The sequence below is a fragment of the Herbidospora solisilvae genome, from assembly GCF_009901565.1.
In the GTDB taxonomy this organism is placed as follows: Bacteria; Actinomycetota; Actinomycetes; order Streptosporangiales; family Streptosporangiaceae; genus Herbidospora; species Herbidospora solisilvae.
In genome coordinates this window covers 213032-234135 of record NZ_WXEW01000013.1, presented here as the reverse complement: position 1 = coordinate 234135, position 21104 = coordinate 213032, and the positions used below count along the sequence as shown (strand labels likewise).

Annotated in this window: 19 protein-coding genes; 8 read left to right on the top strand and 11 right to left on the bottom strand. The window is 71.6% G+C overall.

The window, feature by feature from the left end; genetic code table 11:
- A partial coding sequence (locus GT755_RS36445; protein ID WP_161484116.1) for an RICIN domain-containing protein occupies positions 1 to 874 on the top strand: 874 nt, incomplete at its 5' end.
- A 50-nt stretch (positions 875 to 924) separates the two neighbouring features.
- On the opposite strand, the gene GT755_RS36440 is transcribed toward GT755_RS36445, so the two are convergent.
- A complete protein-coding gene (locus GT755_RS36440) occupies positions 925 to 2730 on the bottom strand; it encodes an RICIN domain-containing protein (RefSeq protein WP_161484115.1) in 1806 nt (601 codons plus the stop codon).
- A gap of 129 nt (positions 2731 to 2859) precedes the next feature.
- Positions 2860 to 3870, bottom strand: coding sequence for a LacI family DNA-binding transcriptional regulator (locus GT755_RS36435; protein ID WP_161484114.1), 1011 nt, complete (start codon positions 3868 to 3870; stop codon positions 2860 to 2862).
- A 127-nt stretch (positions 3871 to 3997) separates the two neighbouring features.
- Here GT755_RS36435 and GT755_RS36430 point away from each other — a divergent pair, with 127 nt between their 5' ends.
- From GT755_RS36430 to GT755_RS36415, 4 genes are read left to right on the top strand one after another with little or no spacing between them, the layout of a single operon-like run.
- On the top strand, positions 3998 to 5242 hold the full coding sequence (locus GT755_RS36430; protein WP_161484113.1) for a sugar ABC transporter substrate-binding protein: 1245 nt from the start codon (positions 3998 to 4000) through the stop codon (positions 5240 to 5242).
- Between the two features lie 10 nt (positions 5243 to 5252).
- The gene (locus GT755_RS36425; protein WP_161484112.1) at positions 5253 to 6170 is read left to right on the top strand and encodes a carbohydrate ABC transporter permease; all 918 of its coding nucleotides are present in this window, start codon (positions 5253 to 5255) and stop codon (positions 6168 to 6170) included.
- Positions 6167 to 6973, top strand: coding sequence for a carbohydrate ABC transporter permease (locus tag GT755_RS36420; RefSeq protein ID WP_161484111.1), 807 nt, complete (start codon positions 6167 to 6169; stop codon positions 6971 to 6973). Before GT755_RS36425 ends, GT755_RS36420 begins: the two co-directional genes overlap by 4 nt.
- A 25-nt stretch (positions 6974 to 6998) precedes the next feature.
- Positions 6999 to 8639, top strand: a complete 1641-nt coding sequence (locus GT755_RS36415; protein ID WP_161484110.1) for an amylo-alpha-1,6-glucosidase — start codon at positions 6999 to 7001, stop codon at positions 8637 to 8639.
- A gap of 3 nt (positions 8640 to 8642) precedes the next feature.
- On the opposite strand, the gene larC is transcribed toward GT755_RS36415, so the two are convergent.
- From larC to GT755_RS36390, 5 genes are read right to left on the bottom strand one after another with little or no spacing between them, the layout of a single operon-like run.
- A complete protein-coding gene (larC, locus tag GT755_RS36410) occupies positions 8643 to 9758 on the bottom strand; it encodes a nickel pincer cofactor biosynthesis protein LarC (protein WP_161484109.1) in 1116 nt (371 codons plus the stop codon).
- The gene (gene larB / locus GT755_RS36405; protein WP_161484108.1) at positions 9755 to 10408 is read right to left on the bottom strand and encodes a nickel pincer cofactor biosynthesis protein LarB; all 654 of its coding nucleotides are present in this window, start codon (positions 10406 to 10408) and stop codon (positions 9755 to 9757) included. The genes larC and larB overlap by 4 nt, the downstream gene beginning before the upstream one ends.
- 2 nt (positions 10409 to 10410) lie before the next feature.
- The gene (gene larA, locus GT755_RS36400) at positions 10411 to 11676 is read right to left on the bottom strand and encodes a nickel-dependent lactate racemase (RefSeq protein ID WP_161484107.1); all 1266 of its coding nucleotides are present in this window, start codon (positions 11674 to 11676) and stop codon (positions 10411 to 10413) included.
- A complete protein-coding gene (locus GT755_RS36395; protein ID WP_161484106.1) occupies positions 11673 to 12410 on the bottom strand; it encodes an SDR family NAD(P)-dependent oxidoreductase in 738 nt (245 codons plus the stop codon). The genes larA and GT755_RS36395 overlap by 4 nt, the downstream gene beginning before the upstream one ends.
- Complete coding sequence (locus GT755_RS36390) at positions 12407 to 13255, bottom strand: fumarylacetoacetate hydrolase family protein (RefSeq protein ID WP_161484105.1); 849 nt, start codon at positions 13253 to 13255, stop codon at positions 12407 to 12409. Before GT755_RS36390 ends, GT755_RS36395 begins: the two co-directional genes overlap by 4 nt.
- A gap of 139 nt (positions 13256 to 13394) precedes the next feature.
- Between GT755_RS36390 and GT755_RS36385 the strand changes: the two genes are divergently transcribed.
- Positions 13395 to 14483, top strand: a complete 1089-nt coding sequence (locus GT755_RS36385) for an L-dopachrome tautomerase-related protein (protein ID WP_202610935.1) — start codon at positions 13395 to 13397, stop codon at positions 14481 to 14483.
- Positions 14480 to 15328, top strand: a complete 849-nt coding sequence (locus GT755_RS36380) for a universal stress protein (protein ID WP_161484103.1) — start codon at positions 14480 to 14482, stop codon at positions 15326 to 15328. Before GT755_RS36385 ends, GT755_RS36380 begins: the two co-directional genes overlap by 4 nt.
- Positions 15329 to 15342: 14 nt before the next feature.
- Here GT755_RS36380 and GT755_RS36375 read toward each other — a convergent pair whose 3' ends face one another.
- The 3 genes from GT755_RS36375 to thpR all read right to left on the bottom strand — a co-directional run bounded on the left by GT755_RS36375 (position 15343) and on the right by thpR (position 18824).
- Positions 15343 to 15972 carry a DedA family protein gene (locus tag GT755_RS36375; RefSeq protein ID WP_407929448.1) on the bottom strand — a complete coding sequence of 210 codons (630 nt, stop codon included), beginning with the start codon at positions 15970 to 15972 and terminating at the stop codon, positions 15343 to 15345.
- Positions 15973 to 16041: 69 nt separating this feature from the next.
- Positions 16042 to 17562: a condensation domain-containing protein gene (locus GT755_RS36370; RefSeq protein WP_161484102.1), complete on the bottom strand. Its 1521-nt coding sequence runs from the start codon at positions 17560 to 17562 to the stop codon at positions 16042 to 16044.
- Between the two features lie 698 nt (positions 17563 to 18260).
- Positions 18261 to 18824: an RNA 2',3'-cyclic phosphodiesterase gene (gene thpR, locus GT755_RS36365; protein ID WP_161484101.1), complete on the bottom strand. Its 564-nt coding sequence runs from the start codon at positions 18822 to 18824 to the stop codon at positions 18261 to 18263.
- A 310-nt stretch (positions 18825 to 19134) separates the two neighbouring features.
- On the opposite strand from thpR, the gene GT755_RS36360 reads away from it, so the two are divergent.
- Positions 19135 to 19863, top strand: coding sequence for a carbonic anhydrase family protein (locus tag GT755_RS36360; protein WP_161484100.1), 729 nt, complete (start codon positions 19135 to 19137; stop codon positions 19861 to 19863).
- A gap of 118 nt (positions 19864 to 19981) precedes the next feature.
- Here GT755_RS36360 and GT755_RS36355 read toward each other — a convergent pair whose 3' ends face one another.
- Complete coding sequence (locus GT755_RS36355) at positions 19982 to 21103, bottom strand: hypothetical protein (protein ID WP_161484099.1); 1122 nt, start codon at positions 21101 to 21103, stop codon at positions 19982 to 19984.
- Position 21104 lies beyond the last annotated feature (1 nt).

Below are 21104 nucleotides of genomic sequence, written 5' to 3'. Positions count from 1 at the left end.
GGGCGCCCGCGCCCACACCCTGCTGCGCCTGCTGGTCACCACCGCCCGCCTGGCGCCGAACATGTTCGACCTGCACCCGCCCTTCCAGATCGACGGCAACTTCGGCGCCACCTCCGGCATCGCCGAAATGCTCCTCCAATCCCACAACGGCGAACTCCACGTCCTGCCGGCACTCCCCTCGGCCTGGCCCAGCGGCAAATTCACGGGCCTGCGCGGGCGGGGCGGCTACACCGTCGCCACCACCTGGAACTCCGGCCGCGCCACCGAGATCCTGGTCCGCTTCGACCGGGCCGGCACCGCCCGCGTCCGCAACACCGTCTTCACCGGCACCGTCCAGGTCGTGGATGCCGAGACGGGCGCGGCGGTCACCTTCACCAAACCCGAATCCGACCTGGTTTCGCTCACCGGGCAGGCCGGGCGCACCTACCGGCTGACCGGGACCGGCACCCCGCAGCAGCCGACCTCCTGGGTGCGGATCGTCAACGGCACCACGGGCCTGGCGCTCGACAGCGGCGGCAACGTCGCCTCCGGCTCGGTCGTCAAGCAGTGGACCTCGGGCACCTCCACCAACCTGCAGTGGCAGCTGGTCGACCTGGGCGGCGGCTGGTACCGGATCGTCAACCGCACCAACGGCATGGTCATCGACAGCTGGGGCAACACCGCCAACGGCGCCAACGCCCGCCAGGCAGCCTGGACCGGCTCCAACAACCAGCAATGGCGGCTGGCCCCCGCGAGCAACGGCCGCCACCAGATCATCAACCGCGGCACCGGCACCGCCCTGGACGGCATGGGCAACGCCACTTCGGGCTCCACCGTCTGCATGTGGGCGCCGAACACCAACACGAACAACCAGTGGACCATCGCCTCCGTATGACACGACGAGGCCCTGCCGCCCCCGGGGTGGCAGGGCCTCGCGCGGGCCGGTCAGCGTCCCCAGATTCGCCAGGTCTGGTTCAGCGGGCTACCCTGCCCCGCCGCGACGCACGTCCACTGGTGGACGGCCGCGCGGGGCGCGGTGGAGATCGTGCTCACGTCCACGCACTTGCCGCTGTGCCGGGCGAGGAGCTGGTAGTCGTGCGCGTCGTTGCCGCCGTAGGTCACCTTGCGGAGCGTGAACTGCTGGTTCTGCGCGCCGCTGGTGCAGGTCCACTGGATGACGGCCGCCCCGTCGGCGGTGGAGACCCCGTTGACGTCGAGGCACTTGCCGCTCTGCCGGTTGACGACCGTGTAGGTGTTGGCGACGCCGCTCACCGGGACGAAGTTCCAGAGTTGCTGGTCGCCGCCCTCGCAGTAGAACTGCTGCTGGACGGTGCCGTTGGCGGTCGAGGAGTTCGGGTTGTCGAGGCACTGCTGGGAGTGCTGGGCCACCGCGACCGAGGTGAAGCTCCCGTCCGACGGCGGCACGAGGGTGACGGTCAGGGCGTCGGCGATCGCGGTGTTGGGCAGGTTGAGCGTGACCGCGTTGCCCGACAGGGTGACGACGGAGTTGGAGATGGTGACCGGCCCCTGCACGGCGCCGCCGTTGTTGTTCGGGATGCGCTGCACGATCGCGCGCACCTGGTTGTTCTGCACGATGCCGCTGGTGGTGTCGAGCCGCTGGAGGGTGACGGCCAGGTTGCCGGTGGTGCGTCCGCCGCCGACGAGCACCCTGGCCGTGCCGGTGTCCTTCGTGGCGTAGGCGTCGTAGGAGTTGCTCGGCGTGACCGCCACGCTCTGCCCGGTCTGGGAGGCGTAGAAACGGTAGACCCACCACTCGCCCTTGGGCTGGTGCTGCCCGGCGCTGTTGCGGATGAGCAGGTTGGCGATGTCGTTGTGCAGGTTGCCGCCGCCGCCCCAGTGGGCGCGCAGGCCGTCGGCGCCCGCGCGTTCCAGCCGGGAGATGTACCAGGCGCCGTCGGCGGGGTTCTGCTCGTCGGGGGCGCCGTACTCGTTGATCTGGTAGGGCCTCGGGTGCGGGATGCCGCGCGAGTTCAGGGTCGTGTTGGCGGCGGCCACGTTGGCGACGGGGTCGCCCGGCAGCGAGTGCCAGCTGATGATGTCCGGCACCACGTTGTTGGCCTTGATGAAGTCGAGGTAGGCGTTCCAGAAGGCGTGCGAGGTGGACGGGACGCACGCGCAGCTCGGCCCGACGATCAGGTGGCCGGGGAACGCGGCGCGGACCCGCTGGTAGCTGCGGCGCCACAACTCGAAGTACTGGGACTGCGGCCGGTTCCAGAACAGGGTGATGTTCGGCTCGTTCCACAGGTCCCACTGCACGGTGATGCCCGCGGCCCGCACGTCGTCGATGACGCGCGTCAGGAAGTTGTCGTAGTCGGTCCAGTCGCCGTTGTCGCCGGGGAAGCGGGAGATGCCCGCGCCGTCGGCGCCCCACAGGTCGTGCGGGAGCAGGATGAACTGGCCGCCGAGGGCGATGGTGCGGCGGGCCTGGGCCAGCGTGGAGTTCCAGCGGCGGTCGTACCCGCCCGACACCCAGCCGCCGCTGGGGAGCTGGGCGCCGCCGGCGCGCATGGCGCGGAACTTGACGTCGCGGTAGAAGTGGTCGGCCGGGCCGGTGCCGTTCTCGGTCATTCCGTAGATCCAGCCGGAGGCGCGGTACGTGGGGCTCGCGCCCGTGGTGGCGAAGTTGACGGTGATGGCCTCGTCGGCCGCGAGGGCGGGGGCGGCGGGCACGACCAGTCCGGTGACGGCCAGGGCGCAGGCGGCGATCACGGATCGTATTCGGGTACGCATCGGGCTACTCCTGAGGGCGAGGTGATCTCACGCGAGGGCTGGGTAGCGAATCGATTCGACCGCAGATTAGGTCGCGTTACGACACGATGTCAACGGAGTGACGGAGGGGTGAAACGAATCGATTCGCGGCTACGGCCGCGCCGGGCCGGTCGTGGCGCGCAGCGAGATCGGCGGCGCTACCAGCAGATGGCGGTGGGGGGCGGCCGGGTCGGCGATCCGCCCCAGCAGCAGGTCGACGGCGTGCGCGCCCAGTTCGACGGCGGGCACGTCCGCCGCGGTGAGCGGCGGATGGAGGTTCTCCGCCCAGTGCCGGGCGGCGACGCCCACGATCGAGAAGTCGCGGGGCACCTCACGGCCCGTCCGGGCGAGCGCGTGGTAGACCCCGGCCGCCGCCGCCTCGTTGACGGTGGCGATCGCCGTCAGCTCCGGGTGCTCGGCGAGCAGGTGTTCGGTGCAGGCCTGACCGGCCTGGGCGTCGTCGGCGCAGCAGACGGCCACGCCGCGCAGGCCGCGCTCGGCGACCGCCCGGTCGAAGCCGGCCCGCGCGCGGTGCCCCGGGCCGTATCCGGCGGCCACCAGTTCGGCGCTGCGGTTGACCAGGGCGATGTCACGGTGGCCGAGGTCGGCGAGGTGGTGGACGCACCGGGCGATGAGCGTCTCGTAGTCGAGGTCGACCCATGACATGCCGTCGGGGTCGCGGGTGCGGCCGATGCCGACGAACGGCAGGCCGCTGGCCATCAGCCGGGCGACCCGGTCGTCTTCGAGCCGTATCTCCATGACGATCACGCCGTCGACCCGCTGACCGGTGACGACGCGCTCGAAGGAGCGGTCGTGCTCGCCTCCCGAGGGCGACAGCAGCACGTCGAGATCGGCGCGCGCGGCGGCGTCGACGACGCTGGCCACGAAGCCGAGCTGCATGTCGGTCAGGCGGGTGCTGGCGGGCGGGATGACGAGGCCGATGGTGCGGGTGCGGCCCTCCTTGAGGGCGCGCGCCGCCGCGTTGGGACGGTATCCCAGCTCGTCGATCACCGCCAGGATGCGCTGTTTGGTCTCGGGCGAGACCGGGCGGCGGCCCGTGAGGGCGTAGGACACGGTGCTGCGGGACACTCCCGCCCTCTTGGCGATCTCCCCGATGTTCATTCGAGCATCGTAGTCGAATCGTTCCACAATTCCGCTCGTCGACCCCCATTGACGTCCACGAGGAACACGCTTATCTTCGGTCGAACCGATTCGTCGAATCGGTTCGACCATGGGAGGTCACCCCCCGATGAGATCTTCCGCGTCCGGCCGGCTCGCCACCGGCCTCGCACTCGCCCTGCTGGCCGCCTGCTCCACTCCCTCCGCCGTGGAGGAGGCCCCCTCGGCCACGGCCGCGGCGGCGTACACGATCTGGGATCCCTATCCGCAGTACGACACGGGCTCCGAGTGGGTGCGCCTGCTGGAGGCGTGCGGCGCCCAGGCGGGCGTCGGGGTCGAGCGCACCGGCTACGACACCAGCGACCTGACCAACAAGGTGCTGCTGGCCGCGCAGCAGGGCAACTCGCCCGACGTGCTGATCGTCGACAACCCGGTCGTCTCCACCCTGGCCGAGGCCGGCGTGCTGACCACGACCACGGAGAACCGGCTCGACGTCTCGGCCGTCTCGCCCAACCTCCTGGGGGCCGGTCAGAGCGGCGGCGAGACCTTCGGAGTCCCGATCGGCGCCAACACCCTCGCGCTCTACTACAACAAGGACGTGCTGGACAAGGCGGGCGTCGACCCCGCCTCGATCACCGACTGGGCCACGCTCACGGCGGCGCTGGAGAAGGTGACGAAGTCGGGCGGCAAGGGCATCACGTTCTCCGCCATCGGCACCGAGGAGGGCAGCTTCCAGTTCCTCCCCTGGTTCTGGGGCGCGGGCGCGAACCTCACCAAGCTCGACTCCCCCGAAGGGGTCGCGGCGGTCACGCTCTGGGCCGACTGGCTGAAGAAGGGGTACGCCCCCAACTCCGTCATCACCAACACCCAGACCACGAGCTGGCAGGAGTTCGCCACCGGCGACTACGCCTTCGCCGAGAACGGCACCTGGCAACTCGCCAACGCCGAGAAGGCCGGCTTCCCCTACGGCGTCATCCCGATCCCCGCCCGGACCGGCGGCCCGGCGCCCGCGCCCACCGGCGGGGAGTTCGTCGCCATCCCCGTCCAGCAGGACACCGGCAGGTACGCCACCTCGCAGAAACTGGTCGCCTGCCTGACCAACGACGAGAACTCGCTCAAGACCACCACCACGCTCTCCTACATCGCCCCGACCGAGGCCGTGCAACGGCAGCAGGTCGCGGCCGACGCGAAACTCGCCGTCTGGGTCGAGGCCGTCAAGGTGGCCAAGGGGCGCACCGGCGACGACCTGGGCACCAAGTACCCGAAGATCTCCGAGCCGATGTGGGGGGCCGTACAGGCGGCGCTGAGCTCGTCCAAGCCGCCACAGGAGGCGATGACGGAGGCGCAGCGCGCCGCCGCGAGCGCCACGCAGTGACGGCCGGCACATGGCCCTCACCACTCCGGCACCGTCCCGCCGGAGGCCGCGTCCGGGGCAGTGGGCGGCCTGGGCGTTCCTCGCCCCGGTCAGCCTCTACCTGCTGGTCTTCTACGCCTATCCGCTCTACCGCAACGTCGAGCTGAGCCTGCGGAACTACACCGTGCGGTCGTTCGTGCGGGGCGACGCGCCGTTCGCCGGGTTCGGCAACTACCTGAAGGTGTTCGCCGACCCGACGTTCGGCCCGGCGCTCTGGCACACGGTGGTCTTCACGGTGGTCTCGCTGGTCTTCCAGTTCACGATCGGCCTGGCCCTGGCGTTGTTCTTCACGAAGAACTTCCCGCTGTCGGCGACGCTCCGGGCGCTGTTCCTGGTGCCCTGGCTGCTGCCGCTGATCGTGTCGGCCTCGACGTGGTCGTGGTTGCTGAACAGCGAGTCCGGCGTGGTCAACGCGGCGCTCGGCGTCCTGGGGCTCGGGCCGGTGAACTGGCTGACCTCCCCCGACTGGTCGCTCTGGTCGGTGACGGTCGCCAACATCTGGATCGGCGTCCCGTTCAACCTGGTGGTGCTCTACTCCGGCCTCCAGGCGATCCCAGCCGCCGTGTACGAGGCCGCGGCGCTCGACGGGGCCAACGGCCGGCAGCGGTTCTGGCGCATCACCTTCCCGCTCCTGCGGCCCGTGTCGGCGATCACCCTGCTCCTCGGCCTCGTCTACACGCTGAAGGTGTTCGACATCATCTGGATCATGACCAGGGGCGGCCCGAGCGGGTCGTCGACCACCTTCGCCACCTGGTCGTACCGGCTGGGCTTCGGCAACCTCGTGCCGTCGTTCGGGCCGGGGGCGGCGGTGGGCAACCTGCTCATCGTCATGGCGCTGGTGTTCGGGCTGGTCTACATCCGCACGCTGCACCGGAGGGCGCCGTCATGAGGCGGGTGAAGACGGCGATCGGGCTGGTGCTGACCGCCGTGATGTTGTTCCCGGTCTACTGGATGGTCAACGTCTCCTTCACCCGGGACGCCGACCTGCGCCGCGACCCGCCGAACTGGTTCCCCGTGCACGGCACGCTGGAGGGCTACCGGGCGGTGCTCGACCAGCAGCTGCCCTACCTCGCCACCAGCCTGGTCGTCGGGCTCGGCACCGTCGTGCTGACCCTCGTCGTGGCGGCCCCGGCGGCGTACTCCCTGGCCAGGCTGCGGCCGAAGGGCGGCGGGATGCTGGGCTTCCTGCTGCTGACCGCGCAGATGATCCCCGGGATCATCATGGCGATGGGCTTCTACGCCGTCTTCCTGTCGGCGGGCGTGCTCAACACCGTGCCGGGGCTCATCGTGGCCGACTCCACGCTGGCCGTGCCGTTCGCGGTGCTCATGCTGGCCGCGTTCATGTCGGGCCTGCCGGAGGAGCTGCTGCAGGCGGCCCGGGTCGACGGCGCGGGCACGGTGCGGACCTTCCGGTCGATCGTCCTGCCGCTCAGCCGCAACGCCCTGGTCACCGTCTCGCTGTTCGCCTTCCTGTGGGCGTGGTCGGACTTCGTCTTCGCCTCGACCCTCGACCAGGGCGGCGACCACCAGCCGATCACGCTCGGCATCTACCACTACATCGGCCACAACAACCAGGAGTGGAACGCGATCATGGCCACCGCCGTGGTCGCGTCGATCCCGGCGGCCGTCCTGCTCGTCATCGCCCAGCGTTACGTCGCCGCCGGGGTCACCGCCGGCGCCGTGAAGGACTGACCTCTAGGAGAAGGGCCTCCCCTCCGTGTTCTCCCTACGGGAAATCCCGTTCAGCTATCGCGGCTCCTGGTTCGGCTTCTCCCCGGTGATCGCCGAGAAGACGTACGCCGACGAGGTGCACCTGGTCTCGCACCAGACCGGGATGCACGCCGTCCTGCGGCTCGTCGTCGACCCGGAGGCGGCGCTGACCGCCACTCCGCAGCAACTCCTGTGGGAGCACGGCGAGGACCGGATCGAGCTCGCCTACGAGAACGCCGACACGGTGCGGATCCGAGGGCGCGGCCTCGGCCTGGGCCTGGTGGCGGCCGATCCCGTGCTCACCCCGTTCAGCGGCCCCTACTTCTATCAAGAGCCGGCGGACGGGTCGTACGTCTTCACGCTCTACCAGACCGGCCGCCGCTACCGGATCACCGTGCTGCGCGGCGCGGCCGAGCCCGTGGGCGCGCAGTCGCTCGGCGGCGCCGAACGCGGGGTCACCCTGTCGGGCGACTGGGAGATCGCCGTCGAGGAATACGAGACCGCCCGCGCCCCCTACGTCGAGGCCGACACGTTCGAGCAGGTGGTGAAGGCGGCCCGCGCGGAGTTCGACGCCTTCGCCGCGGCGGTGGCCCCCTGGCGCGACGACGCCACCCCGGCGGCCGAGCTGGCGGTCTACGTGTTGTGGTCGGCGACGGTCCGCCCGGCGGGCTTCGTCACGCGTCCCGGGGTGCTGATGTCCAAGCACTGGATGGACAAGGTGTGGAGCTGGGACCACTGCTTCAACGCCATCGCCCTGGCCGAGGGGCTGCCGGACCTCGCGTGGCACCAGTTCCGGCTGCCCTTCGACCACCAGGACGGCGCGGGCGCGCTGCCCGACTCGGTGACGCACTCCGAGATCCTCTACAACTTCGTCAAGCCGCCCATCCACGGCTGGGCCCTCGGCCAGCTTCAGTGGCGGCCCGAACCGGAGGAGACCTACCGCCTGCTGGAGCGGTGGACGGACTTCTGGCTGACCGCCCGGCGGGTGCCCGGCCACGAACTGGCCTACTACCAGCACGGCAACGACAGCGGGTGGGACAACGCCACCACCTTCGACCCCGAGCGCGTCGTCGAGACCGCCGACCTGGCCGCCTTCCTCGTGCTCCAGATGCGCGAACTGGCCCGCACGGCCCCCGGCCCCGCCGAGGCCGCCCGCTGGAGCGAGGCAGCCGACCGCATGAGGAACGCCCTGCTGACCGAGTTGTGGACGGGCGAGCGGTTCGTCGCCCGGGGCGCGCTCACCGGCCGGACCTGGAGCAGCGACAGCCTGCTCGACCTGATGCCCGTCGTCCTCGGCGAGGAGCTGCCCCCCGAGGTGAGCGCGGTGCTGGCCGGCCGCATCGAACGGCACCTGACGGAGTTCGGGCCCGCCACGGAACTGCCGTCGTCGCCGCACTACCAGGACGACGGTTACTGGCGCGGCCCCATCTGGGCGCCCTCGACGATCCTGATCGAGGACGGGCTGCGCCGCGCCGGGCACGTCGCGCTGGCCGACGAGATCAGCGACCGGTTCCGCCGCCTGTGCGAGAGGTCGGGGTTCGCGGAGAACTTCGACGCGCGGACCGGCGAGGGGCTGCGCGACCGCGCGTACACGTGGACGGCCAGCGCCTACCTCATCCTCGCGGCGGCACGGCGCAAGCGTGGCTGACGGTCACAGGGCGTCGAGGGCCTCCCTGGTCAGCGTGCCGAGCGACTTGCCGGTCGAGGCGGCCAGGCGGGCGAGGTCGTCGTACTCGGGCTTGACGCCCCAGGGGCCCTCCTTCATCCGCACGGTCCGGCCGTACAGCTCGACCGTCCGGATCACGCGGGGGACGGTGACCTTGTCGACCCAGCTGCGGCGCAGGCCCAGCGTGCCGGTCTCGGAGAACATCATCGTCTCCATGTGGTCGGCCAGGTCGACGGGCGTGAGCACGTGCAGGACGTGGGCCGGCCGGCCCTTCTTCATGACCGCCGGCGTGACCCACGCGTCGGCGGCGCCGGCCGCCAGCATGCGCGCGATGACGTGGCCGAGCAGCTCCCCGGTCACGTCGTCGAGGTTGGTCGACAGGACGACCTGCCGGTCCTCGGCGGCGAGCGGGCGTCCGAGGGTGGCGACGACGACGTTGGGGCGGTCGGGGAGCCGCCGGGTGCCCGCGCCGTACCCGGTCGCGTGCACCTCCATGGGCGGCATCCCGCCGTAGACGGTCTCCGCCGCGCGCAGCAGGGCGGCACCGGTGGGGGTGACGGCCTCGTGCTCGCCGCCGCTCCGGACCTGGGCGCCCCGGAGCAGGGCGAGGGTGGCCGGGGCGGGCACCGGCAGCACCCCGTGGCGGGTCTCGACGCTGCCGCTCCCGAGCGGCAACGGCGCGCAGTGCACCCGGGTCACGCCCAGGTCGGCCAGCGCGGCGGCGCATCCGACGATGTCGACCAGCGTGTCGTGCCCGCCGAGCTCGTGCAGGTGGACGTCGCCAGCCGGCAGGCCGTGCAACTCGGCCTCGACCCCGGCGACAGCCCTCAGCGCGCGTTCCGCGACGGGCAGGCCGGTGCGGGCGGCCATCTCGATCAGCACCGAGGCCGGGCGCTCGGTCGCGTCGTCGTCGACCTCGACCCGCACGCGGACCGCCATGAGCGCGCCGGTGCGGACGTTCTCGGCCTCCAGCCGCCATCCGGTCAGGCCGGTCCGGGCGACGGCCTGGCGGACGACGTCCACGGAAGCTCCCGCCGACAGCAGGGCCCCGAGCAGCATGTCGCCGGCCAGGCCGGTGAACGGGTTGAGATGGAGGATCACGGCCGCCGCCTGGTGAGCCGGTAGGCGGCCAGCGCCGCGCCGAAGCCCGAGTCGATGTTGACCACGGTGATGCCCGCGGCGCAGGAGGTCAGCATGGCCAGCAGCGCCGTCACGCCCTCCAGGGCGGCGCCGTAGCCGACGGAGGTGGGCACGGCGATGACCGGCGTCTCCACCAGCCCACCGACCACGCTCGCCAGCGCGCCCTCCATCCCGGCGACCACGATCACGCAGTCGGCCTCGCGGAGCCGCTCGACCTCGGCCAGGACGCGGTGGATGCCGGCCACCCCGACGTCCCGGATCACCGTGGTCTCCAGCCCGAGCGCGTTCGCCACGGCCGCCGCCTCGGCCGCGACCGGCCCGTCGGCGGTGCCGGCCGTCACCACGGCCACGCCGAACCCGAGGAGCAGGGCCGGCCGCCAGACCAGCAGCCGGGCCGCGTCGTCGTACCGGCCGCCGGGCACGACGGCGAGGACCTGCCCGGCGGTGTCCGGCCCGACCCGGGTCACCAGGACCGGACCGTCGTTCCGGTCGAGCAGCACCTTCACGATCCCGGCGATCTCGCCGGCCTGCTTGCCCGGCCCGTAGACGATCTCGGGCAGGCCCTGCCGCCTCTCCCTGTCGAGGTCGACCCGCGCGTACCCGATGTCCATCGCTACTCCCCCGCCAGGTAGGGGATCGTCATGGGCCCCTCGGGCAGCACGCACACGCTCCCCGGAAGGTCCCGGACGGTGGCCGCGATGTCGTGGGTCTGCTCCAGGTGGGCGGCGGCCAGGTCGGCGTCGCTGAGATGGGAGGTGTGCACGATGACCCGCGCGTGCCGCTGGATGCGCGCCTGGATCTGCACCTGCCACTGGTCGGGCACCGTCTCCGTGCGGGCGGAGATCTCCTCGAACAGCGCGTCGGGCGAGGCCGCGCCGGTCAGCGTCTCCCGGTAGGAGCCGTGGTCGGGGAAGCCGTCACGGCATTCGGCCGCGCAGATGACGACGCCCCCCGGCCGCACGATCTGCGCGGCGGCGCTCATGCCCTTGACCGCCTGGTAGAGGTTCTGGTCGAGCGGGAACCCGGCGTTGGTCGTGACGACCACGTCGAAGGCCGACGGCACGGGCCGCATCGCGGCCGCGCGGGCGGCGGCCATGGCGGCGGAGTGCATCGGCGCGAGGTCGCCGCCGAAGGCCTGGACGATCTTCTGTTCCCGGTTGAGCACGACGTCGAGGGAGAAGGTGACGCCGGTGCCCGCCGCGATGGCCCGGACGTCGTCGTGGACGGGGTTGCCCTCGGTGATCCCCCACGTCGCGCGGGGGTCGCCGATGCGGGCCGCGTCGTGCAGGGTGAGCACGGTCTCCAGCGCGGCGAGCCCGGGGGCGACCAGCTTGGGGCCGCCGGAGAAACCGGCGAAGAAGTGCGGCTCGACGAACCCCGTGGTGATGCGCACGTCGGCATCGACCCACTCGCGGTTGAGCCAGACCGGCACGTCCTTGCCGAACCGGCCCATCCAGCGCAGCGACGACGCGTCGCGCGAGTCGTGGTTGACGATGCGCACGGCGTCGACGACGGCGTCGCCGAACATGGCGCGCAGTTCCTCGGGGGTGTTGCCGCGGTGGGTGCCGGTGGCCACCAGGATCACCACGTCGTCGAGCGACACGAGCCCGTCGAGCTCGGCCAGGATCGCGGGGATCATCAGGTGCCGGGGCTGCGGCCGGGTGTAGTCGCAGGCCGAGATCGCCACCGTCTGGCCGCGCCGCACCCGGTCGCGCAGCGGCGGGCCCGCGACCGGTTCGCGCAGCGCCCTGAGCACCTCGGCCGCCTCGTCGGGCACCGGGGGCCGGGCGACCGGCGTGATCACGGTGGTGCGGTCGGCGGGCAGGTTCACCAGCAGCCCGTCCGTGCCGTAGGCCAGGTCGACGAGCAGGCCGCTCATGACGTCGCCGGCCGCAGGCGGAGGCCGGCCATCCCGCCGTCGACGGGCAGTTCGATGCCGATCGTCGACCCGGACGCCGGTCCGGCCAGGTAGGCGACGGCGTGCGCCACCTCCTCGGCGGCGACCAGGCGCCCGTGCGGCTGCCGGGCGCGCAGCGCCGCCCGCTCGGCCTCGGGGTCGGGGGCGGCGTCCAGCAGGCGGCCCACCCAGGGGGTGTCGACGGTGCCGGGCGTGACGCAGTTTACCCGCACGCCCTCGCGCACGTGGTCGGCCGCCATCGCCCGGGTCAGCGCGAGCACGGCCCCCTTGGAGGCCGAGTAGAGGGCCCGCTGGGGCAGCCCGGCCGTGGCGGCGATGGAGCAGACGTTCACGATCGCCGCGCTCGGCGAGTTCCGCAGGTGGGGCAGCGCGGCCCGGCTCATCCGGACGATGCCCAGCACGTTGAGGTCCAGGACCCGCAGCCACTCGGCGTCGTCGTTGTCGGCGACGGTGCCCTGCGCGCCGATGCCGGCGTTGTTGACCAGCACGTCGATCCGGCCGTAGCGGTCGGCGACGGCCGCGACCGCGCGCCGGACGGCGGCGTCGTCGGTCACGTCGCAGACGAACTCGGTGCCGGACAGGTCCAGGACCGCCACCTTGGCGCCCCGGGCGGTCAGCTCCTCGGCCACGGCGCGGCCGATGCCGGACGCGCCGCCGGTGACGATCGCGACGAGGCCGTCGAAGTCGCCGCTCATGCCTGCCCCATCCGCTGACGCTGGCGTCCCAGGCCGTCGATCTCGACCTCGACGACGTCTCCGGGCCGCAGGTAGGCCTCGGGCCCCCGGCCCAGGGCCACGCCCGCCGGGGTGCCGGTGTTCACCACGTCACCCGGCTCCAGGACCATGAACTGGCTGAGATACCAGACCACGTGGTGCACGCCGAAGATCTGGTTCTTCGTGCTGCCGTTCTGGCGCAGTTCCCCGTTCACCCACAGGCGCACGCCGAGCGCCTGCGGATCGCCGACCTCGTCGGGCGTGACCAGCCACGGCCCCAGCGGGTTGAACGTCTCGCACGACTTGCCCTTGTCCCACTGACCGCCGCGCTCAAGCTGGAACTCCCGCTCGGAGACGTCGTTGACGATCGTGTAGCCGGCGATGACCCCGGCCGCCTCCTCCGGAGAGGCGAGGTAGCGGGCCGTCGCCCCGATGACGACCGCCAGCTCGACCTCGTAGTCGGTCTTCACGCTGCCGCGCGGCACCAGCACCTCGTCGTCGGGCCCGACCACCGTGTTGGGCGCCTTCATGAAGACGACCGGCTCCAGGGGGACGGCCGCCTTGGTCTCCTCGGCGTGGTCGGAGTAGTTCAGCCCGATGCAGACGATCTTCCCCGGCCGTGCGACCGGCGGGCCGACACGCTGACCGGACGCGGCGGGCGGCAGCTCCCCGGCCGCGAGGGCGGCGCGCACCCGCTCGATCCCCCCGCCGGCGAGGAACCCGCCGTCGATGTCCGCCGTCAGCGACGACAGGTCGAAGACGTTCCCCTCGGCGTCGACGACACAGGGCCGTTCACCGCCCGGACTCCCCAACCGGCACAACTTCACGCTTTTACCTTCTTTCACTCAGAGTCAGGGGGAAGCTAATTCGTATGACGTCTGACGTCAAGACGGCAGCGACCTGGCACCGGGCGGCGAAACGGCCCTTGAGATACTGGAAGGACTTTCGGCAACGAAGGGGATGACCATGTCTTCCAGTACGTCTGCCGCCGCCTCCCCACTCGGCAGCTGGGTGGGGACCGACTACGAGGTCGTCGCCGAATTCGGCGACCTCATGCCGACCGGCGTGACCGTGACCGACGACGGGCGCCTGTTCGTCTCCTTCCCGAGGTGGGGCGACGACGTGCCCTTCACCGTCGCGGAGGTCGTCAAGGGCGAACCGGCGCCCTATCCCGACCCCGAGTTCAACGCGTGGAGCCCCGGGGCCACCGCGGACACCCTGGTGTCGGTGCAGAGCGTGATCACCGACCCGGCCGGGCACGTGTGGCTGCTCGACACGGGCAGCCTGGCCTTCGAGCCGTGGCTGGAGAACGGGCCGAAGCTGGTCGAGGTCGATCCGGCCACCGACCGGGTGGTCCGGGTCGTCCGGCTCGACCCGGCCGCGGCCACCCCGGTGACCTACCTGAACGACGTGCGCTTCGACCTCTCGCGGGGGCCGGGAGGGTACGCGTACATCACCGACTGCGCGCCCGAAGGGGCGCTGATCGTGGTCGACCTCGACTCCGGGGAGACCTGGGCCCGGCTCCGGGGCCACGAGAGCACCTCGGCGGTGCCGGGGTTCCGGGCGATCGTGCAGGGGGTCGTGCGGGAGAACTACCGGGTCGGCGTCGACGGCATCGCGCTGGGCGCCGACGGCTCCCGCCTGTTCTACTGCCCGCTGTCGAGCAGGCGGCTCTACAGCGTGTCGGCCGACGCGCTGGTCGACCGGTCGCTCGACGACGAGCAGGTGGCGGCCACGGTCGCCGACCTGGGCGACAAGGGCGCGTCCGACGGCCTGGAGTCCGACGCCGAAGGGGCCGTCTACGCCACCGCCTACGAGCACAGCGCCGTCGTCCGGCGCGACCCCGGCGGCCACTGGTCGACGCTCCTGCACGCCCCCGGCCTGCTGTGGCCGGACACCCTGGCGCTGGCGGGCGACGGCTTCCTGTACGTCAGCGTGAACCAGCTCCCCCGCAGCCCGCTGTTCAACGACGGGGCCGACACGCGGGTGCCGCCCTACCAGGTCATCCGGGTGCAGACCGGCGCCCGCCCGATCCGCCTGACGGAGGAACGATGATCGTCGCCGGAGTCGACGGATCCCCGTCCGCACTGGCCGCGGTGGACTACGCGGCCGCCGACGCCGCCCGCAGGGGCACGTCACTGCGGCTCGTGCACGTGCGCGAACCGTGGACGGGCATCCGGCTCAGCCAGTTGAACGACGTCGAGAACACCTACGGCGCGGAGGTCCTGGCCACCGCCGAGCGGCGGGCCCGCGCCGGCGCGCCGGACGTCACCGTGACCACCGGCCTGACGACGGGCGGCGTCGTCGCCCGGCTCAAGGAGGAGGCGGCCAAGGCCGACGCGGTCGTGATCGGCAGCCGGGGCACCGGCGGCTTCACGGGCATGATCCTCGGCTCGGTCGGCCTCGGCCTGGCCGGGCACACCTCCGGCCCGGTGATCGTGGTCCGCGAGCCGTCGTCACCGTCCCACGGGCGGCTGCTGGTGGGCTACGACGGCAGCGAGGACGCCGACGTCGCGCTGGAGTTCGCCTTCGCCGAGGCCCGGCGGCGCGACGCCGGGATCAGGGCGGTCTTCTCCTGGCAACCGCCGCCGTTCTCGTCGGTCGGCACCATGTACGACAACCTGATCCACTGCGTGTACGAGGAGCGCACCACCTTCGTCGAGGAGCGCTTCGCCGCCTGGCGCGACCGGCACCCGGGCGTGCCGGTGGAGTACACGAGCGTCTACGGCCACCCGGTGAACGTACTGGCCGAGGAGTCGCGCGAGGCCGACCTGGTGGTGGCGGGCTCGCGGGGGCTCGGCGCCTTCGGCGCGGCCGTGCTCGGCTCGGTCGGCCACGGGCTGCTGCACCACGCCCACTGCCCGGTCGCGATCGTCAGCTCGGGCGAGGGGCCGGCCTGACCCTATCCGCTGACCTATCCGCTGACCTTGTCGCGGCGCCTGACCAGCCGGGAGACGACGAACCAGACGACGGCCACGGCGACCAGCACGATGACCACGTTGGACAACACGCCCGCGTAGTCTTCGACGACGCTCCAGTTCTCGCCCAGGTAGTAGCCCGCGAGCACGAACACCGTGTTCCAGATGGCGCTGCCCAGCGTCGTGAACAGCAGGAACGTCGCCATCGGCATGCGGGTGACCCCGGCCGGGATGGAGATCAGGCTCCGGAAGATCGGGATCATCCGCCCGAAGAACACGGTCTTGCGGCCGTGGCGGGCGAACCAGGCCTGCGTCTTCTCGATGTCCGACAACTTGATCAGCGGCAACTTGGCCGCCAGCCGCATCATGCGCTCCTCGCCGAGCATCGCGCCGACGGCGTAGAGGGCGACCGCGCCCACGACCGAGCCGACGGTCGTCCAGATCAGGACGGCCGTCAGCGACAGGTCACCCTTGGCGGCGGTGAACCCGGCGAGGGGCAGGATCGCCTCGCTGGGCAGCGGCGGGAAGAGGTTCTCCAGGGCGATCGCGAGCCCGGCGCCGGGCGCCCCGAGCGTCTCCATCAGTCCGATGACCCACCCGGCGATGCCGCCGAGGTCGCTGCTCAATTGGTTCCCCCTGGAATTCGGCTCCGTCCACGCTAGGGCCGCGAAGATCAGCGCCGGATGAGCGAGGCGTTAACCCTGCGCTAACCAAGAGCCGGGGGCCACCAGGCCGTGACGGGTCTGCCGCACGATCTCGGCGAGCACCTTCTCGCCCGCCACGGAGGAGTCGAGCCCCGGCCCGACGTGCCCGACGAGCCGCCCGTCGACGGCCTCGACCCGGGCCACCCCGTCGCCGAGCACGAGATCGGCCACGTTCTGAACGCCCGGGACGTCGACCCAGCACGCCTCCGTCCGCACCCAGCCCGTCCCCCGCTCCACCTGCGGAATCCCGAACTCGCCCAGGTCGACGTCGCCGCCGGCGGCCGCGACCACCAGTCGCTCGACCCCGCCGAGCAGCGCGGCGACCTCGTCGGCGGTCGCGAGCCGGGCGTCGACGCCGAGCCCGCAGCCGAGCTTGCCGTCGAGCCGGTAGACGTCGAACTCGACGGGCGCGTCGAAGCTCCGGTCGCCCGCCCCGGCCTCCAGCCCCGACGCCGGCAGGACCACCCGCGAGTGCCCGGTCGTGTTGTTGACGACGACGTCACGGTGGCAGGGCATGCCCCGCGCCCGCTCCGCCGCCCGCATGGCGGCGTTGAGCCGGGCCGAGTCGTACCGGCCGTACTTGTAGGCGGCCAGCGCCGCCGCGTTCATCCGCGCGACCGCCTCGGGGAACGACGGCGTCGCGGTGAACGGGATCCAGGTCTCCTGGGAGATCGTGCCGACGTAGTCCCGCAATTCCGGCGAGAACCGGTTGCTGCACAGGCAGTTGAGCAGGCAGCCCGGCTCCCCCGTCCAGTGGGTCAGCAACGCCGCGAACGCGGCCATCACGACCGCCAGCGGCCGCACCCCCGCCGCCCCCGCGATGGCCGCCACCGCCTCGGCCCCCGCCCGCGACCCCAGCAGCACCTGGTGGTGCCCCCGCCGGTCGGGAAACCGGTGGGGCAGCCCGAGCGAGCACAACGGCCGCTCCTCCAGGTGCCGCCCCCAGTACCGGATCGACCCGTCGAGCTGCCGCCGCCCCGCCGGACTGTGCTCGAAGGCGGCCCGGTCGGCAGGATGATGACCGGCGGCCGGCAACTCCCGCCCCGCCAGCAGAGCGGTCAGCTCGGCACGCAACACGGTGATCGCCGACAGATCGGCCGCGACGTGCGAGACGTGCAGGACGATGAGGAACGGAACCCCGCCCCGGGTGACCACCCGCACCCTGACCGGCAGATCGGCGGCCGGATCGAACACCCGCCCCCCTGACGTCATCCAGTCCCGCTCGGTCCCCGTCGCCTCGACGACCTCGGCGACCAGCGTCCCTTCGGCCTGGACGATCTGCTCCCCGTCACGCAGGAACGTGCGCAGCGCCTCGTGGCGGCCGACCAGCTCGCCGAGTGCCGCGCCGACGGCGTCGAGCGTGCCCGCCCTCGGGACGCGCACGACCGCCGAGAGGATGTCCGCAGGGCCGGGGACGTCGGTCCTGATCCATTCGAGGACGTTCTTCTGCCCTACCGTGAGGGGCCACCGGCCGGAACGCGCGCCCGAGAACCGGATCTTGAGGTCGTTCATGGACGACCCCCGCTAAAGGTGACGGGCCGGAAGAGGCTGCCCTGATCGGCACTGCGCACTGTGACCGGACGGCTCGCTCAAGCCCCACTCCTTCGCACCCCGCCGAGAAATGCCCTCGACATCGGTGGGAGAAGGCTAAATAGCGCTTTTGGGGGCGTCAAGGCGGCGTGTAACTTTCATTTCTTTCGGGTGGCGGGAATTCTTGACATGACGGTGTGGTGAATTGTTACAGAACTCCTCACTGAGGTCCCGCATTTGTGCGGTCCGCATTTCCGGCCGGTCACGGTTCGAAATGCAGACAGGACATGCACCGTGGTCCGCGCCGCTTGAACTGTGACGCGGAGTCCAGCCATGCCGACTCCACGGCGGCCTGCCCATATCACTGTGATCAGCCGTTCGTCAGACGGAAAGTGCTGCCGGATTCCGACCTCAGTGGGCTGCGATCGAGCAGACCGCCACCGTCATCCGCCGACGTGAATCCGCGCCCTCGAACGGGAACTGCCGGTGTCACTCAGAACTGCGCCTTTTCCGGGAAACCGCCACACGAGCCGCACGGTGACTCACGCTGTCGTTACAGCCGGTAGCCCCTGCCCAAGCGGCCGACACCAACCGATCAGCCGGAGACCAGGCCGTCGAGAACCAACCGCCGGGCACGTTTCATCGGATCGCGCCATGAGGCGGCACCAGCTCTCGCCTCCTCAACGCACTGCCTGCTTTCCCAGCGGATAGGTCTCGACCGCCTCATACCGCAACGGGGGCCCAAGATGGCTCACGAACAACTGCGCGTGGTCGGCCGTCCAGAAGGCCGACTCGAAGGTGCTCAAGGCGGCGGCCAGGGGCCCCAGTTCAACCCCTTTGCGGCTTCTGACGAGGGTGAAGTGCGCCCGATAGGGCCGCCCGTCAGGTTGCCCCACGCCCGCCCGCCGTGCCCCCGCCGCCACCGACCCCGCCAGCCGCGCCAACCGGCCGGGCTCGCGCACCCCCAGCCACAACACGCTCACCCCGCCCCGCCCGGTGAACGTCCCCGCCGCGCCGAGGGCCAGCGGCAGCGGTTCGTGATGGCGTGCGGCGCGGGCCAGCCGGGCGTTCAGGTCGGGCCGCGCCCCCTCGGGCACCTCGCCCAGGAACGCCAGGGTGATGTGCCAGTTGGCCGGTTCGATCCACGTCAGGTCGGGCCAGGCGTCCCGGAGCGGCGCCACGGCCCGGATCACCTCTTCCAGCACGCCGGGAGGCGGGACCAGCGCGACGAACATCCTGCTCATTTCCGCAGTATCCACCGGCCGACCCGCACGTCCCGGCACCCTCCCGCCGGGCCGTTCGAGGCCGCCTTTCCCCGCTAAGGCACCCCGCAGCGGAAGTTCTGCTTTTGGTCATTTTGAACACCACCCCGCCGCCTGCCGGTTCACCTCATTGGGCTATCCTCGCCAATGCCTTTATGTCGTCCCAAATGCGGACATTGCCCTCTTGGCGGTCCGTAGACGGCGTACTCCGGCATTCCCTCCGTCCGAAAGGCGACTGGTGCGTTACCGTCTTGCGCCGCTTGCGGCTGCCGCTGTTCTGTCCCTCCCGTTAATGGCCCTCGCGGCCCCCGTTCAGGCCCAGGTCAAGCCTTGCGTCGGCCACGGCACCGACGCCGCGGTGCAGAGCCCGATCGAGATCGACCGGTCGAAGTCGTGCCCCGGGCACGGCCCGGCCATCACGATCCACTACCCGACCTCCGTCGACGGCACGATCCTCTTCCAGGACAAGGCTCCCCTGGGTGAGATCAGCGAGCACGACGACGTCCGGTTCGTGATCGGCACCGGCGGCACGCAGCCGTACATCACCTACGGCGGCGAGCGCTACAACCTCAACAACGTGCACTTCCACGGCCACGCCGAGCACAAGTTCGCCGGCCAGGCGACCGCGCCGCTCGAGGCCCACTTCGTGCACACCAAGGCGACCGGCACCGGCTACGTGGTCTTCGGCGTGATGATCGACGCCAGGACCTTCCTCGGCCAGACCCAGCACGACCGCCTGATCAAGTCCCCGCCCGCCCTCGGCGCGTCGAAGCCCGTCACGGGCATCCACCTCAACGACATGCTCCCGGCGGACCGCGCGACCTACCGCTACACCGGCTCCCTCACGACGCCGGACGAGGTGGGCAACTACTTCCAGCCGGTCAACTGGGTCGTCTTCGACAAGCACTCGAAGGCCCAGCGGCTGAACGTCCTGGGCTACCGCGCCCTGTGGGGCGAGGAGGGCAACTTCCGCGAGCTGCAGGAGAACCACCCGGAGGCGAACATCTACGCCTACCACTGACCCCAGTGGTATGAACCCACGCCGGCCGGGGCACACCCCCGGCCGGCGTGGCCTTTCCGTCCCTGTGCAGGCCCCGTTCTTGGGCAGGCCATACGGGTCGATGGGGTGAGCGCCGCGTTCACGTGAGGCCGATGAACTCGGTGCGTCCCAGGAAATAGGCCGCCTTCAACCCCTCAGGTCCGGCCAGTTCGCGGATCTCCTCGGCGGCCTGGGTGTGCCGTGATTCCACCACATCCGGCACCAGCGGCCCCAGTTCGGCATCGCCGCGCGACGCCTCCACGAACTCGGCGGTCAGCAGCTCCACCACGTCCTCCGTGAGTACCCGCCCGCCGGGCACCGATTCGGCCTTCTCCAGGTAGGCCGGGTGCGCCAGCCGGTGCAGAAGCTCATGCGTCAGCAACCGGTAGAGGTGCCCGGGCCACGCCTCCTCCGGCCCCCATCCGGTCCCGGGCACGGACGCGGGAACGTACGTCCACGTCCCGGTCGTCACATGGGCCGGAGAGTTGGCCAGCAGTACGCCGAGGGCCGGGTCGTCCCACTGTTCGCCGGGCTCGGCCGGATAACCGAACTCGTCGCGGAGCAGGGCCAGCCGGTGGGCGGGGGTGTCGTCGCGGGCGCCGGCGTCGGCGACGCTGCGGGCGAAGTCGAATCCGTCGTGCAGCGGGCCGTCGGGGCGGACGGCGGCGTGGAGGGGACCGTCGTCCCGCATCCATCGCTGCAGGGAGGAGGCCACGCTGTGCAGCCAGGTCAGGCCTGTGAGGCGGAGGGGAGCCTCCCACCATCCCGCCCGTTCGGTCAGTGTGCGGGCCAGTGCCACGCGGGTGGGCCGGGGAGGCGCGGTCTGGTGGATGCGGGCCAGTTCGGTTGTGGTGGCGTCGTCGGGTGGGGTGAGCGCGGCCGGAAGGGTCGCCTCCAGCATGCCCGACACCGACATGACCTCCCGTTCGAAGTACCGTCCTGCCGTGCCGGGATCGAATCGGCGGCGAGGCGCCCGGTCGACCAGCAGGGCGGCGGCCCGGAAGGTGTCGAACTGCGGCCCGGCCTTCTCGGCGGCCTTGGCGACCAGGTCCATGGCGTGCAGGATCCAGCGGCGTTCGGCCGGGTCGGCATGGGCGACGTCGCCCCATCGGGACGGGACCGCCAGTTCTCCGCGCCGCAGTCTGCTCTCCAGGTCGAGGAAGGTCTGTTCCTCGTCCTCCGGGCCGGTCGGCGTGCCGCGTTTGGTCTTGCTCAAGGTCATG

Coding starts and splice junctions, on each gene's coding strand:
- GT755_RS36360 (WP_161484100.1), top strand. CDS start 19,135: ATGGCCCTCGCGGCCCCCGTTCAGGCCCAGGTCAAGCCTTGCGTCGGC.
- larA (WP_161484107.1), bottom strand. CDS start 11,676: ATGAGCGGCCTGCTCGTCGACCTGGCCTACGGCACGGACGGGCTGCTG.
- GT755_RS36435 (WP_161484114.1), bottom strand. CDS start 3,870: ATGAACATCGGGGAGATCGCCAAGAGGGCGGGAGTGTCCCGCAGCACC.
- GT755_RS36385 (WP_202610935.1), top strand. CDS start 13,395: ATGTCTTCCAGTACGTCTGCCGCCGCCTCCCCACTCGGCAGCTGGGTG.
- GT755_RS36440 (WP_161484115.1), bottom strand. CDS start 2,730: ATGCGTACCCGAATACGATCCGTGATCGCCGCCTGCGCCCTGGCCGTC.
- thpR (WP_161484101.1), bottom strand. CDS start 18,824: ATGAGCAGGATGTTCGTCGCGCTGGTCCCGCCTCCCGGCGTGCTGGAA.
- GT755_RS36430 (WP_161484113.1), top strand. CDS start 3,998: ATGAGATCTTCCGCGTCCGGCCGGCTCGCCACCGGCCTCGCACTCGCC.
- GT755_RS36420 (WP_161484111.1), top strand. CDS start 6,167: ATGAGGCGGGTGAAGACGGCGATCGGGCTGGTGCTGACCGCCGTGATG.
- GT755_RS36380 (WP_161484103.1), top strand. CDS start 14,480: ATGATCGTCGCCGGAGTCGACGGATCCCCGTCCGCACTGGCCGCGGTG.
- GT755_RS36355 (WP_161484099.1), bottom strand. CDS start 21,103: ATGACCTTGAGCAAGACCAAACGCGGCACGCCGACCGGCCCGGAGGAC.
- GT755_RS36395 (WP_161484106.1), bottom strand. CDS start 12,410: ATGAGCGGCGACTTCGACGGCCTCGTCGCGATCGTCACCGGCGGCGCG.
- larB (WP_161484108.1), bottom strand. CDS start 10,408: ATGGACATCGGGTACGCGCGGGTCGACCTCGACAGGGAGAGGCGGCAG.
- GT755_RS36370 (WP_161484102.1), bottom strand. CDS start 17,562: ATGAACGACCTCAAGATCCGGTTCTCGGGCGCGCGTTCCGGCCGGTGG.
- GT755_RS36425 (WP_161484112.1), top strand. CDS start 5,253: ATGGCCCTCACCACTCCGGCACCGTCCCGCCGGAGGCCGCGTCCGGGG.